13 protein-coding genes and 3 tRNA genes are annotated in these 13,027 nt (G+C 40.8%); 12 read left to right on the forward strand and 4 right to left on the reverse strand.

Going from position 1 to position 13,027, the window contains the following annotated elements:
* Nucleotides 1-322: 322 nt before the first annotated feature.
* Nucleotides 323-1,159 (forward strand): tetratricopeptide repeat protein, encoded by an 837-nt coding sequence (locus AOB57_RS01865; protein WP_082384085.1) that lies wholly within the window; start codon nucleotides 323-325, stop codon nucleotides 1,157-1,159.
* 117 nt (nucleotides 1,160-1,276) lie between these two features.
* On the opposite strand, the gene AOB57_RS01870 is transcribed toward AOB57_RS01865, so the two are convergent.
* Together AOB57_RS01870 and AOB57_RS01875 are read right to left on the reverse strand one after the other, a co-directional pair.
* Nucleotides 1,277-1,783: a hypothetical protein gene (locus AOB57_RS01870; protein ID WP_226999595.1), complete on the reverse strand. Its 507-nt coding sequence runs from the start codon at nucleotides 1,781-1,783 to the stop codon at nucleotides 1,277-1,279.
* A gap of 316 nt (nucleotides 1,784-2,099) precedes the next feature.
* Entirely contained in the window at nucleotides 2,100-2,309 is a 210-nt protein-coding gene (locus AOB57_RS01875; protein ID WP_082086700.1) for a zinc ribbon domain-containing protein, read from the reverse strand.
* Nucleotides 2,310-2,446: 137 nt separating this feature from the next.
* On the opposite strand from AOB57_RS01875, the gene AOB57_RS01880 reads away from it, so the two are divergent.
* From AOB57_RS01880 to comE, 3 genes are all read left to right on the forward strand, one after another.
* Nucleotides 2,447-2,911 carry a hypothetical protein gene (locus tag AOB57_RS01880; protein WP_054298050.1) on the forward strand — a complete coding sequence of 155 codons (465 nt, stop codon included), beginning with the start codon at nucleotides 2,447-2,449 and terminating at the stop codon, nucleotides 2,909-2,911.
* 369 nt (nucleotides 2,912-3,280) lie between these two features.
* Entirely contained in the window at nucleotides 3,281-4,531 is a 1,251-nt protein-coding gene (locus AOB57_RS01885) for a cysteate synthase (RefSeq protein ID WP_054298111.1), read from the forward strand.
* Between the two features lie 144 nt (nucleotides 4,532-4,675).
* A complete protein-coding gene (gene comE, locus AOB57_RS01890) occupies nucleotides 4,676-5,842 on the forward strand; it encodes a sulfopyruvate decarboxylase subunit beta (protein ID WP_054298049.1) in 1,167 nt (388 codons plus the stop codon).
* Between the two features lie 320 nt (nucleotides 5,843-6,162).
* Here comE and AOB57_RS01895 read toward each other — a convergent pair whose 3' ends face one another.
* Nucleotides 6,163-7,479, reverse strand: coding sequence for a methanogenesis marker 16 metalloprotein (locus AOB57_RS01895; RefSeq protein ID WP_054298048.1), 1,317 nt, complete (start codon nucleotides 7,477-7,479; stop codon nucleotides 6,163-6,165).
* A 306-nt stretch (nucleotides 7,480-7,785) separates the two neighbouring features.
* Between AOB57_RS01895 and AOB57_RS01900 the strand changes: the two genes are divergently transcribed.
* The 6 genes from AOB57_RS01900 to AOB57_RS01920 all read left to right on the forward strand — a co-directional run bounded on the left by AOB57_RS01900 (nucleotide 7,786) and on the right by AOB57_RS01920 (nucleotide 9,552).
* Nucleotides 7,786-7,859, forward strand: a tRNA-Val gene (locus tag AOB57_RS01900).
* Nucleotides 7,860-7,931: 72 nt separating this feature from the next.
* Nucleotides 7,932-8,006 (forward strand) — tRNA-Phe (locus AOB57_RS01905).
* A gap of 4 nt (nucleotides 8,007-8,010) precedes the next feature.
* A tRNA-Gly gene (locus AOB57_RS01910) sits at nucleotides 8,011-8,082 on the forward strand.
* A gap of 740 nt (nucleotides 8,083-8,822) precedes the next feature.
* A complete protein-coding gene (locus AOB57_RS14785; protein ID WP_264371717.1) occupies nucleotides 8,823-8,951 on the forward strand; it encodes a hypothetical protein in 129 nt (42 codons plus the stop codon).
* Complete coding sequence (locus AOB57_RS01915) at nucleotides 8,948-9,160, forward strand: MoaD/ThiS family protein (protein ID WP_054298047.1); 213 nt, start codon at nucleotides 8,948-8,950, stop codon at nucleotides 9,158-9,160. The genes AOB57_RS14785 and AOB57_RS01915 overlap by 4 nt, the downstream gene beginning before the upstream one ends.
* A 233-nt stretch (nucleotides 9,161-9,393) precedes the next feature.
* Nucleotides 9,394-9,552, forward strand: coding sequence for a hypothetical protein (locus tag AOB57_RS01920; RefSeq protein ID WP_167829506.1), 159 nt, complete (start codon nucleotides 9,394-9,396; stop codon nucleotides 9,550-9,552).
* Nucleotides 9,553-9,611: 59 nt separating this feature from the next.
* Here AOB57_RS01920 and AOB57_RS01925 read toward each other — a convergent pair whose 3' ends face one another.
* On the reverse strand, nucleotides 9,612-10,010 hold the full coding sequence (locus AOB57_RS01925) for a hypothetical protein (RefSeq protein WP_054298046.1): 399 nt from the start codon (nucleotides 10,008-10,010) through the stop codon (nucleotides 9,612-9,614).
* A gap of 1,367 nt (nucleotides 10,011-11,377) precedes the next feature.
* On the opposite strand from AOB57_RS01925, the gene AOB57_RS01930 reads away from it, so the two are divergent.
* Both AOB57_RS01930 and pyrE read left to right on the forward strand, forming a co-directional pair.
* Nucleotides 11,378-11,926: a CDP-2,3-bis-(O-geranylgeranyl)-sn-glycerol synthase gene (locus AOB57_RS01930; RefSeq protein ID WP_264371756.1), complete on the forward strand. Its 549-nt coding sequence runs from the start codon at nucleotides 11,378-11,380 to the stop codon at nucleotides 11,924-11,926.
* A 61-nt stretch (nucleotides 11,927-11,987) separates the two neighbouring features.
* Nucleotides 11,988-12,545 (forward strand): orotate phosphoribosyltransferase, encoded by a 558-nt coding sequence (gene pyrE / locus AOB57_RS01935; protein ID WP_054298043.1) that lies wholly within the window; start codon nucleotides 11,988-11,990, stop codon nucleotides 12,543-12,545.
* Nucleotides 12,546-13,027: the final 482 nt, after the last annotated feature.

A 13,027-nucleotide genomic window follows, 5' to 3' on the forward strand; every position in this document is an offset into this window, starting at 1 on the left:
ACAATATATAGAAACCTCTTATTATATACTATTTGCTAGTTGGACATCCATCTGATTCGAAAGCGCAATCGAAAATCAATTCTCAAATCAATGTTTAAGGAGTCTCAAATCTTTTATGATATCTCCCCTATAATATCTCCCCTATATATACATTGAGCATGTGCGTCAACTCGGGATTAACTCAAAGCTGGACTGAGTTGATTCAAAGCTGACCCAAGGTCGATTCAAAGCTGATTCAAGGTTAATTCAATGCCATGTCTTTCTGGTTGCCCATAAACCGGTATCGACAGCTATTTAAAAAAACAAGGTACATTTTTCTTTTATGTCCAGAAGCAAGGTAAGAAATCTTCTCCTTCTTAAGCAGATTCATAGTGCTGTAGCCCATATCAAGAAAGGTAAGCTGGATAAAGCCCTTGAAACCCTAGATAAAGCCGAAAACTCGGCAAGAAAGTCAAAATCCACTAACGCCCTCTATTATATTCTTTTTACGCGCGGAAGCATTCTTTATACTGCGGCAAAATATGATGATGCCCTTGAGACCTATGAGAGGGCGCTTGGCGCAGGTTCAGAACTGCTTAAAGCCGATCCTGAGAATATCGATTACCTGCACTATATGGGCACAACCCTGAGCAATACCGGAAACCTGCTTAAAAAGAAAGGTGAAATTTCACGATCTGCCGAATATTACACTCGAGCCCGTGAAACCTATGCAAACCTCCTGGCAAAAGAGCCTGAGAATGCGGTTTTCCGATCCTATGCCGGCGAGAACCTGAATAATTATGCAGCTCTCCTCGCGGATATGGGCTCTTTTGAAGAAGCACATGAGGTTCTCAGGCAGGCAATTGAGCTTTACGAGAAGCTTCTTGAAGAAAAGCCAGACAACCTCGGCTACCAGGCGGAACTTTCAGTCGCACTCAGCCAGCTTGGAAATTGTCTTATCCAGCAAGGCCCGGAAAAACACGATTCTGCAAAATCAAACCTTAAAAAAGCCCTTACCATGCAGGAAAATCTCCTCACCCAGCAGCCCGAAAATAAAAACGTAATAGAAGCGATTGCTTTAACCCGCGAAAGGCTGAAAAAACTGGAAAATGCGGAAAAACAGGAAATTATAGAGAGCCCGGATAATTTGGAGAATATGGAAAGTACGGAAGAGGTTTGAGGTTCTTAAATCGAATTCAGATTAAGTGCGCAGCAGTACAGAACATGTAAATCTTAAAATCTTAAAGCCTGCAGCTCCCCTAGACCTGAAGCTTCTCAAAACCTGATATTACCAGATTTAAAGATTCTTTTCCGAAAACAGCAGCATGTGCATATAAAGTAAAGCCAAAAGGCCTGCAGCGACCCCCCAGATAAACTGGAAAGTAAAGTACGAATAAATGACTAGCCCAAGCGCGAAAAGGGTAATGGCGATGTTTGCAAGCCTGACTTTCCTTCTCATTCTGGGGTCATGCAGGGTCCCGGTTTCTTCTTCATCCAGGTAGCATTCCGTGAAGTAACTCCTTTCCCACTTCAGCAGGAAGTAAAGCCTCAGGATCAGAACATCAATAATTATGCCCCAGAGAAGTTGCCCAACATAGAGGGTATAAATAAGGATAGCTGCAAGAAAGATGCCCACAAGTAGAAGGTATATTTTTTCTCGTTTTTTAATCTCAGAAATCTCGATTCTACCCTTCCCCCAACACTCCGTATCTTTTTCTTGCTTTATTTCTCCATTAACATTATTTACCTTTTTTGTCCACGCGCCTCGGCGCGGCTTTTCCTGCGTGCAAAGAAAAAGAAGCAAACAATCTCTTATTCACACTTTTTGTTACAACTACAGCGTAAAAAAACACAATATTTAAGCTATCCTGAATTAATTCTTTTACTATGTCAGGGCGTTTGAGAGACCCAGCGGAAAAGCAATTTCAAAAGACTTTATCCTTAATGCAGAAAGGAAAATCGGAAGGAAACTTCTACGAACTGTCCTTATTAATTTCTCAAAACCTCCTCAAGCTCCGTTTTAGACATTACTCTCCAGTCACAGATAAAAAGCATACAAAATAGCAAAAAAGGTAAGAAGGCTGGCAATCTCGCCAGAAAATTCATCTTGCTGCTTGACTTTACGTAAACAAATCGAAAATATTCCCAAGCATGCTGCTGTCAGCCTGGTAGAATTCGGTGTATTTACAGCGCTTGCAGGTGACGTGGGTGAATTTCTTGTTCTGGAGGTCGAGGAGTTTACTGAGAAAACCGCCTGTAGTGCGGATCTCGCCGGTTTCGTATGAATTATTACCGCATTTGGGGCACACGAAGTTAATATTTCTGCTCATTTTCAGGTCTCGTTGTTTTTGATCTCACTGGAGTTTGTCAGTTAGTCAGGAGTAGCTTTACACTGGCAATATTTAATATTATTGCAAAAATAGAGGAAAGAAATATTAGATTAAAAAATAATTATTGCGTAAGAGCCATGAAAATAAAAGCTATAATTGCGATTGCGCTTATAATTTCGGCTGCCCTGATGGCTGCAAAGTTATCTCCGGGGATTGTTAATACTGACAAGTTCAGGGAAGGGAAGTACATCCACCTTGATAGCATAGAAATCGCGTTCAGTAAAACAGATGCGAGAATCAGTATTGAGTACCATCTAAGCCCTTTTGCCCAGGCGTATATATTTCTTTTTGGGAGTAAGCATCTGGAGCCCAAAATAGAGAAGATTTTTTATGACTTTGAAAATGTGGAAGTCAAGGAGATAGGGAAAAGCAGTGCAATAATTGAGGTGAAGGGCGTCTCCAGGCGGAGTGATGAGAACTACCTGCATGAGTCCCGAAAATTCGAAATGCCGCCTGATACCCTTACTGTGATTTATCCCGATGGTGCCAGGAGAAACAGCGAACACGCAGAATCCACTCCGAATATATTTTACGATGTTTAAAAAAGCCCGGTATAGATTTTAAGAAGCCATTAAGTAACTTTCAATTGGCTTTTAATTAATTTTTAATTAACTTCTAATTAATTTTTAATTAGCTTTTAATTAACTTTTAATTGATACTTAGTGATCCGGCACTTAATGTTCCAATTTCACTCCCATTCAATAACTTTTCCATTCCTTTTTACCCCACTCATCTCTTTACGGTCGAATTTATTTTACTAGTTTTATACATTTGAAGGAGATTTTTCTTCCTTTCTGAAGAAAAGAATATCCAAATGAGGACATTAATTTCACCATATGGTACAAAAAGACGATTTTGTACGCGTTTCAGGAATATATATTTAATAAGAAACCCAATTTTCTTTGATTGCGATGGGAAGATTCAAACTTAAATGTCTCAAGTGCGGAAGAGAATACGGCCAGGAATACAGGCTCACCTGTGAGAACGATGATTCCTTTTTACGGGCAGAATACTTCGAAAAAAAGCTGGAACTAAGAAACCAGCCAGGTATTGGACGGTTCCATTCCTGGCTTCCGGTTCAGGAAGAGCTTACCACGGACGCAGGGCCTATAACCTACAAAAGCGAAGCCTTTGCCAGGGAACTCGGGCTTTCAAACCTTTATATAGGGTTCAGTGGGTACTGGCCCGAAAGAGGTGCGTTCATTAAAACCTGCAGTTTCAAAGAACTTGAAGCCTACCCGACCATGCAACTTCTGAAAGAAACCGGAGGAAAAGCAATAGTTCTTGCCTCTGCCGGAAACACGGGCCGGGCTTTTGCACACATCTCGGCTTTGACAGGAATTGATGTTTATATAGTGGTGCCGGATTCTGGAGTCTCAAAGCTCTGGCTGCCCGAAGAGCCGACCGAATCCATTCATCTTATACGCATGAGCCCGGGAAACGATTACACTGATGCTATTAATCTTGCAGGCCGAATTGCAAAGCTGCCTGGCATGGTTCCCGAAGGTGGAGCTAGAAATATCGCCAGAAGAGATGGGATGGGCACTGTAATGCTGGATGCAGCAGTAACCATAGGGAGAATTCCTGACCATTATTTCCAGGCTGTCGGAAGCGGGACTGGAGGAATTTCAGCCTGGGAAGCCTCAATCCGCCTCAGGGATGACGGGCGGTTCGGGCAAAAACTTGCGAAACTTCAGCTTGCCCAGAACCTTCCTTTTGTGCCAATGTACAATGCCTGGAAGGAAAGAAGAAGACAGATTATTCCCGAACTTGATATGAAGGATGCAAAGAAACAGATCGAGGAAACTTATGCCACAGTACTTACTAATCGGGCTCCCCCGTACGGAGTAACAGGCGGGCTTTATAATGCTCTAGTAGACACTGACGGAATAATGTATGCAATTACGAAAGAAGAGGCCCTTGAAGCCGAGTCCCTTTTTGAATCCCTGGAAGGAATCGATATCCTGCCCCCTTCGGCAGTTGCGGTAGCGTCCCTATTAAAAGCTGTAGATGCCGGAAAGGTCTCGAGGGATGATACCATTCTCCTGAATGTTGCAGGTGGGGGATATAAACGCCTTAAAGAGGACTTCAACCTTTCCCAGATCTCGCCAGTAGCTACTGCCAGAGATCCGGAAATGCCTCTCGAAGAACTGAATATATGATCCTATGATCCGAAAGGCTTTGATTAGGAAAAAGACACGGTCTGGAAAAGATCTGATTGGGAAAAAACCTGATTAAAGAAAGATCTGAGCTGTGTTCAGAAAGTTACAGAAAAGTGAGAGAAAGAAAGCTAAAGAGGCGCTTCCATGGCAAATCCGGAAGAAGAAATTATAGCAATTATGAAAAAAACAGGTATAGACCTTGCTGCGACTCTGCCCTGTGACAGAATCAAAAACCTGCTTCCCCTGGTTTCGGAGAATTTTCCAGAAATCCGGTTAACAAGAGAAGAGAACGGTGTGGGTATCTGTGCGGGAGCTTACCTTGCAGGGGGGAGGCCCATGATGCTTATTCAGAGCACAGGGCTAGGAAATATGATAAATGCCCTGGAGTCACTGAATGTAATATGTAAGATCCCCCTGCCTGTGCTGACAAGCTGGCGCGGAGTATATGGAGAAGCCATAGAAGCACAGGTTCCGCTTGGTGTCCATCTTCCAGCAATCCTTGAGGGGGCAGGGCTGGAATATACAGTAATCCATGAAGCTGAAAAACTCCCTCTCCTTGAAAACGTGATAAGAGATGCGTTTGAGAACTTAAGGCCGCATATAGCCCTGATCTCACCCAAAGTCTGGGAAGGCTCGGGGTGCTCTGCCTGGGAAATTACAGGAATGCCGGAAAAGCCAGAGGTTATGGAAAGGACATGCAGGTTTAATTTTACAAAGGAAATTCTCAGGCCACTCATGTTAAGGAACGATGCGATTTGCGCAATTGCTTCCGAACTCGATGGCGAAATTACGGTAACAAATCTGGGAGTGCCCTGCAAGGAGCTTTATGCTTGCAGGGACAGGGATCTTAATTTCTATATGTTTGGTTCAATGGGGCTTGTCTCGTCTATAGGGCTTGGCATAGCTCTTCGAACTAAAAAGACAGTTGTGACCTTTGATGGAGACGGCAGCCTGCTTATGAACCCCAATGCCCTGCTCGAGATTGCCAGAGAAGCCCCGAAAAACCTGATAATTATATGCCTTGATAACGGTGCATACGGCTCCACAGGTTCACAGGAAACCTGCGCTCTACGATATATTGACCTGGAGATTCTCGCTAATGCCTGTGGAATCCAGAACACGGCTAAAGTAAACAGCAGAGAGGGGTTAATTGAAGCCTTCAGGAAGTTTCGAAGCATGCAGGAACTTTCCTTTATACATGTAATCCTGAAACCCGGAAATACAAGAGCCCCGAATATCTCCCTGAGCCCTGAAGAGATTACAAAACGCTTTAAAGAAGCTCTAAAAGCCGAAGATATAAGGGAAATTTAAAAACCGGAAAACTGGCTGAAGAAATTTAGCTAAATTTCTTTAGCTAAAGGAGTTATAAGAAGAAAAAGATAAAGAGCCTTGAAAACGAAACGCTATGAGAGAAGGTAACCAGAAGTACCTGATTCAGAAATTCCAGGAGTATTAAGCAGAGAGAGGCAGAAGAAAACGCACAAGGTGATGATTGCTTTCTCTAGCCGTACTTTCTCCATACCAGGTTTTTTCTTACCAGGTTTTTTTCATCTTATCGGCTTGAGGTTATTACACTTCCTCAACTTGAGTTTTTACTTGTAGTTTCTAAATTCACATCAGCTTTTTTAGTATTACTCTCTCCAGCTTATTTTTTCTACAGGTTCGGTAAGCCTGAATCTTCCTGTAAGTATTTTTTCTTTAAGTTCCTCGGCGGCTATAATTGCCCTCGCACGGTCAGACTGGCGCAGGGTCACTTTAATATCCCTGAAGCAGCCTCCGATTGCACATCTGACAGAACCCAGGTTTGCGCTGAAAGCTTCTCCCCTGCACCTTAAAATGCAAAGCCCGCAGTTAAAGCAAAGTTCAGGCTGGTGTACAGCTCCGGTTTCCCCACGTCTTACAGCACCCATAGGACAGGCTTCAATTACAAGGCAATCCATGCAATTAATGCATTTTCCGGGATCGTATTTAATATTCAGGTCCGCATTATCCCAGACATCACCGTAGGTAATCTCACAGAGCGGGATTCGGCCTGCAAGGTCTACCAGCTTAAGTGGGATTTCCTTATCGAGCTTCAGAATATTTTCCAGCATCCCTTCGTGAAGAATAGGGATCGGGACAGCCCAGGTATTGATGATTTCAGGACCTGCAGATGTTACAAAGCCTCCCATGTATTCAGGAGTCATATCGTGCATGTCCGCAAAACCTGTAAGGTTGGGGTTATCTGGAGCGCTCCTAGTGCCGGCACCGGTGACAAATCCATCCGCTCCGTTGATAAGCACTCTTGTTCCGATTCCTATAGTCTCGAGCCTGGGGTCATTTTCAATGGGGTTTAACTCGCCGCAGCCGCAAAAAGTCATTTCTTTAAACTCACCTTCAAACGGCAGGGCATGGAAGATAGTTTTGATAGATTCTTTCCCGGGATTTACAAAAGCCCGGTAATTCTTAAAAGTGTGCCTTGTAGCATGGAGTTTTGCATAGGGAATTTCAGATAGCCATGTCTCCACCGAGAAGTGTTTTCCTTCACTGGTAGTTACATCAACTTTAATAGTCTTTCCTTCTACCATCTCCCTGAATAGATGTCCGCCTCCGTAATTGGGATCGAATTCACTGTGAGCGGTTCCGAGTACGATCAGATCAAGGACTCCGAGCCTTTCGTTAGGGCAGGGACCCACAACTGCAGGCACACCGTTAAGCAGGACTTCAGAAGCTTTGACGAATGAGTCAGACTCTGAAACTTTGAACGAAAGTACGGCGTATGTTCCGCTCATAATGCCTCGCGTTGCAGTAGTTACAACATCCACATCTTCGAGCCCTATCATCTCTCCTGCCCGAATTCTCGCGCAAATTTCTGTTGCCGTTAGAACCACGGCGTCTCCGGCATCAATCTTATCCTGAATTTCCAAGATTGTGCGGGATGTCCCTATGTCATCAAGTGCTCCGTTCATGTTACCTCAACCGGGATATTGAGTTCATCCTATTTTAGAAGCATGTTTGCTATAATTATAGATAGCACAATTCTGAGAACAAAACCTGAAAACAAATTAAAGCAGCGTATTAAAGGAAATAGATAAAGAAAAAGCTGGAAAAAATATTGAGACAGAAATTAAAAATTAGTTACCACAGAGCAAAATTATTTATGTTTTCGAGATTGATTCGAATAGAAGAAGTCCAGACCACCCAAAACTTATATAAATGATGATGCGTACTATGGAGTTGCACTTTGGTGCGAAAAACGGAAACAATAAACGACTGGGCTCGTGGTCTAGATGGTTATGACGTCGCCTTGACATGGCGGAGGTCCTGAGTTCGAATCTCAGCGGGCCCACTCAAAAGTTACGGAGATTTTCCGGAAAGTATAAAACAGGCTACCATTCATAACTAAATGGTAATTTTGCTTGCCCAGGTAGCTCAGTGGGAGAGCGCTGCCCTGAAGAGGCAGTTGTCCCCGGTTCGAATCCGGGTCTGGGCACCACAGCACATCAGTAGTGTAGCGGTTATCACCGGGCGTTGCCAACGCTCGAACCCGGGTTCGAATCCCGGCTGATGTATAACAAGCCTTCTCAAAAAACTGCTTGAGCGAAAACCTTTTGAGAAAAGGTTTTATCGAAAACGTCCTCAGAAAAAGTTTGATCAAAAATTAGCATGACTGCATGGTCAAGTGGCGCAATGGCTGATGATCAACCGGCGCAACGGTTTAAGCTCAATGGTTGCACTCAGGCGGATTGAATTATAATTCAACTAAGCCAAAAAATAGTCAAATTAGTATAATTTTTTCCATTCTTGTTTTTATCGATTTTCTACCCCTTTTATTAATTCCTTTTCTTTCTTGCTAATTTCTTTTTTATTCTTGCTAATTTTTTTAACAATTTCCTCGTCTTTTACTGCTTTCTGGAAGTTCTGATCTTCCAACTTAACATGTATTAAAGTTTTTCGTTTTGAGTTTGAAGTAAATATTTTATTGTTCGACTTTCCAAAAAAACATGAATTGTTGGAGAGATATATTGTTTCTTAAGTTTAATAATTCGAGATTAGATATTTTTTGTCAGGTTTTCGAATGATATCAGGTTCAACGTTAACCAATGATCAGAATCAGAATTTAGAATAGTAACAGGCATAGATCTGGAAAATTAAATACGTTAACCAATTCATCGTTAACCAAAAAATTAATTAAAACATAAAATCATTATAGTTATTGGATATACATCTCTAGAAGACAGAGAGACAAGTCTGCTTGAAGAGATCTATACCAACTATGTTGCAAACCTGAAAAATCGTAGGAGATTTGAAAATGGCAGGAAAGTTCCAGAAAAGAAATGCAGAAAGGAAAGGCATCAGAAAAGAATATGAACTGGAGCAGAAGTTAATAAAGAAAATCGTAAACGAAATTCAGGTAAGCGGCGGTGGATCTATAGAGTGAGTAAAAAAGTACACGTAACAATCCAGGCTGGAGAGATTTCTGAGCAGACCGTAGAAATAGCTGAGAGCGCTACCTACGAAGACCTGCTAAACACTTTGGACATAAATCAGGAAACGGTACTTGTATTAAACGGAGGGAATGCTGTCCCCCTAGATGGAGCAGTCAGTTCCGACAGACTCACAATCCTTAGAGTTGTCACAGGTGGCTGACCTGCCAGCAAAAGGCACAGCCCTCCTTTATTACAATTCCTTTTTTCCACCTTTTTTGAGCTTATTATAAAGTTTTTATCACCAGGACATATTCTTATCAAGCCTTTTTCTTATCAACCTATTCTTATCAAGCCTTTTTCTTATAATCCTTTTCACAAACGCAAATTTTTCATAAGAATGTTTGATCAAAAACCATGTTTTAACTAAAACAGCATGGCCAAGCGGCACAAAGATTGATGATAAATGGGCTAAAAAGAACAGAAACTGTAGTAAGAATTGCAAAATTCGAAATACAATTAATTTTTAATACGAGATTATTGAGTGTCCTGAGGGGAATTAAGGAGAGTAAAGAAATAGAAAGAAAAAATGATGAGAAGGTATTTACTCCATAATGGTCGAATTCCAGAGAGGGATTGTCAGCCATTATGGAGCAAATTCTGTTTGAGGGTCTTTATTTTGAGGGAGTAAGAGGCACCTTTTTACTCATGACCTTCAGCTTCTTAATTGCTGAGATGGTTGCCTGAGATTCTTTATAAATTTTATCTTCGTAATAACTTATGATCTCGTCAACGGGAGCTGCAAGAGAATAAATCTTTATAGGGCGCCCTTTACCAGGTTTCTTTTCCGAACGAACGCTGACCCAAGACTGGTTGCGCATCAGCCTCATTGCAAGGCTTACTTCAGGTTGTCTTAGTCCGGTACTGATTTCGATTTCACGGGATGACGCCTCGTCAACATTCATAAGATATGCCATGGTCGTAGCGACATTTCTGGACATCCCGAGGTTCCTTAACGTTTCAATAAAAATGTGGTCGTTTTCGTCCAGCACTTTTACTTCATAGTCTTTCATGATAACCCCTTCATACTTGTATTTTAACGGATAAGTTGGTCAGTAAAATAATCTCAAGATAATTATGTTTAGACCTTTAAAGATTTCTTTTATAATCACCTTTCAAAACTGACAACAACTCCTAAATATATACACTGTGGACATATTTATACGGTAACGTATTCCGTTTTGAAATTTTAAAGATAATAAAAATCGTTTTTACGTGATGTAGCAGATTGTTCTCGTTTTAAGTCCAACAACCGGTTATTGGAAACAAATATAATATGTTCATAACCGACTACTAGAGCCTCGTTTTATGAGATTGATGGGAAGGCAGTACAGGTTCAAGAATTAAACCTGTATATAATTAGAAGGTTATTCATCTCCAACAATTAATAATGTACTCATACTATTTAAAGTTGTATATATTAAAAAGGAATTGAAAAAACTTTCAATCACTCCTGACATATGATACTTTATGAAAAAATTCAAATGTGAAACATATTTTAATAACCTGATCCAGATAAAAAATTTCAATCATAATCATAAAAATATTATAATTCAACTGTTTAATAATTTGGACTTCAGTTTCAGGAAAAAAAGGATCAGATAACAGATTAGAACCTGACATTTCAAGCCCAGCCGAAGGAAAGGAATGACAGAATTGGGTGAATTAAATGTTACTATAATTTTTTAATACCAATTATTTCTCTAAAAAGACAGGAAAATTTAAAAATTCAAGAGATAAAAATTATAAAAAATGATAATGCCTCGATTTTAATAATCTAAGCAATAAAAATTGAAGCTGATCTTGAAAAAGTGAAGATTGGAAATATTTATTTTTATAGGGTTTTATATTAGCCAATTTCTTCTTATAAAGACATATTCTGACTTTACCTGTCAGAAATAACTATTCGAGGAACAATTATAAGAAGTCATTGACAGGCATCAACTGAGATTAAGACTCAATAAATAAATACAATTAAATAGGGTCAACAGTCACATAACCCCATTATCAGGATACTGAGAGTTGTTTAAGCTCACTATTACTCAAGTACTTTAACCCTGATTAGTTCAGGTACTTAAGTTCTGTTTAATTGATACTTAAGTCTACTTTATTCAGGTACTCAAGTTCTGTTTAATCGGGTACTTAAGCCTACTTTATTCAGGTACTCAAGTTAGTTATTTAATTAGGCAATTAAGTTTATTCAAGTTAATAATTTAACCATAACCAACTGTTGAAAGTAAAGGGAGACAGCAAGCACGAGTTAATTGCATGTTTTGTGGGCAAAATCACAGGAGAATAAGGAGTACAGCAATGTTAGGAAGCTGAATTCACTTCAAAGAAGATAAAACTAATACAAAGAGTTGATACCACGATTGAGCTAATAATTAAAGCGTTCTGGCTGATGATTCCTGCATATCTTCCCAACCCTTTTGCAGCTGTTTTCGGCGGCGGAAAGCCAATTGACGGAGGCAGGACTCTAAAGGATGGGAGAAGGATTATAGGAGATGGAAAAACTTACAGAGGGCTTTTTTCAGGCATTTTTTTCGGAGTGCTTGCAGGTAACATCCAGATCTGGCTGAGTTCTAGAGGGTTCGAGATTCTTGGAATTGAGATGCCATCCTTCGGCCCGAACTATACAGAAGCTCTCAAAGTTGTCCTAGCACTTGCCTGCGGCTCGCTTTTCGGAGATATGGTCAAAAGCTTCTTCAAGCGCAGGATGGGCCTGAAAAGAGGAGCTCCGCTTCCGCTCGTAGACCAACTGGACTTTGTAATCGGAGCCTGGGTCTTTGCATACCTTACAGCGCCAGAATGGTTTGTAAGCAGTTTTACGCCCGCGATAATGATAATAATTCTTATAACTACACCTCTGCTGCACCTTACAACGAATGTAATAGGATACTTTACAGGCATAAAGAAAGAACCGTGGTAATACTGGTTAGATAAGATTTAATAAAAGACAGGTAGCTATAAGACTGCAAACCGGTGAGGCCATGAAAAAATCGGAAACAGAAAATGAATTAGAGACGCAGAAGCAGGAACTGATCGCAGCCCTCAAAGCCTGTGGAGCTGTCCGCTACGGAGACTTCACGCTTGCCTCGGGAAAGAAAAGCAAGTACTATATAGACATTAAAAAGGCCAGTACTGACCCCAAAACCCTGAAACTTATAGCGCAGCAGGCGGCATTCAGGATAAAACAAATGGATGTAAACATAGTAGCAGGGGTGGAGCTTGGAGGTGTGCCGCTTGCAACCGCGGTTTCCCTGGAAACCGAACTTCCTCTGCTCATAGTCCGGAAAGCTGTAAAGGGCTACGGTACAAAGAGCAGATTTGTGGGTGACATTAAACCTGAAAACAGGCTTGTAATGCTTGAAGACGTGACCACAAGCGGAGGCTCGGCCAGGGATGCAATTGATGTTATCAGGGAAACTGGAGCGAGCGTAAAATACGTTATTAGCGTCGTGGACAGGGAAGAAGGAGCGAAAGAAAACTTGAACAAAGCAGGTACGGAACTTATTCCTCTTGTGAGTGCAAGCGATCTTTTAAAATAAGGAAAGTGCGAGAACACCTTCCTTTAATGAGTTATTCGGATTTTATTCTCAAAACCCTTTATCGCTGCAGGAAGATACTCGAGAACTTTAACAGGTATGGATTCAGGTTCATATCTATCGTCTCCTGAAGAGAATCTACTAATTTTTACTTAATAACTAGTTTTTACTTAATAACTAGTTTTTATATAACTTCTTGAAGATGATTTCTGATAGGTTTTCTACAAAGCCAATTAAGTTTAATATAGGGCAGAGTATAAGTTTAGACCCTATAAGGAAGTTCAGACGTTTCTGGTTTAGGGGAAGAACCTGATCAAATTAAGTGCAACCACTGAAATGTTAGCAAATCTCCGAACGGAATAATATAAGAAAGATTTTCAGTTAAACTCGAAGCTGACAATGAGAAGATATTTATCAGAAGAATAAAAAACTAGGAAGTCCTCCAGTATATTCCTGATTAAAAGTATTGCCAATAAAAACAGACA

Source organism: Methanosarcina flavescens (genome assembly GCF_001304615.2).
Lineage (GTDB): Archaea > Halobacteriota > Methanosarcinia > Methanosarcinales > Methanosarcinaceae > Methanosarcina > Methanosarcina flavescens.

Excerpts from the sequence above, each read along its gene's own strand:
- AOB57_RS01865 (WP_082384085.1), top strand. The coding sequence starts at position 323 with ATGTCCAGAAGCAAGGTAAGAAATCTTCTCCTTCTTAAGCAGATTCAT.
- AOB57_RS01895 (WP_054298048.1), bottom strand. The coding sequence starts at position 7,479 with ATGAACGGAGCACTTGATGACATAGGGACATCCCGCACAATCTTGGAA.
- comE (WP_054298049.1), top strand. The coding sequence starts at position 4,676 with ATGGCAAATCCGGAAGAAGAAATTATAGCAATTATGAAAAAAACAGGT.
- AOB57_RS01880 (WP_054298050.1), top strand. The coding sequence starts at position 2,447 with ATGAAAATAAAAGCTATAATTGCGATTGCGCTTATAATTTCGGCTGCC.
- AOB57_RS01925 (WP_054298046.1), bottom strand. The coding sequence starts at position 10,010 with ATGAAAGACTATGAAGTAAAAGTGCTGGACGAAAACGACCACATTTTT.
- AOB57_RS01885 (WP_054298111.1), top strand. The coding sequence starts at position 3,281 with ATGGGAAGATTCAAACTTAAATGTCTCAAGTGCGGAAGAGAATACGGC.
- AOB57_RS01875 (WP_082086700.1), bottom strand. The coding sequence starts at position 2,309 with ATGAGCAGAAATATTAACTTCGTGTGCCCCAAATGCGGTAATAATTCA.
- pyrE (WP_054298043.1), top strand. The coding sequence starts at position 11,988 with ATGAAAAAATCGGAAACAGAAAATGAATTAGAGACGCAGAAGCAGGAA.
- AOB57_RS14785 (WP_264371717.1), top strand. The coding sequence starts at position 8,823 with ATGGCAGGAAAGTTCCAGAAAAGAAATGCAGAAAGGAAAGGCATCAGA.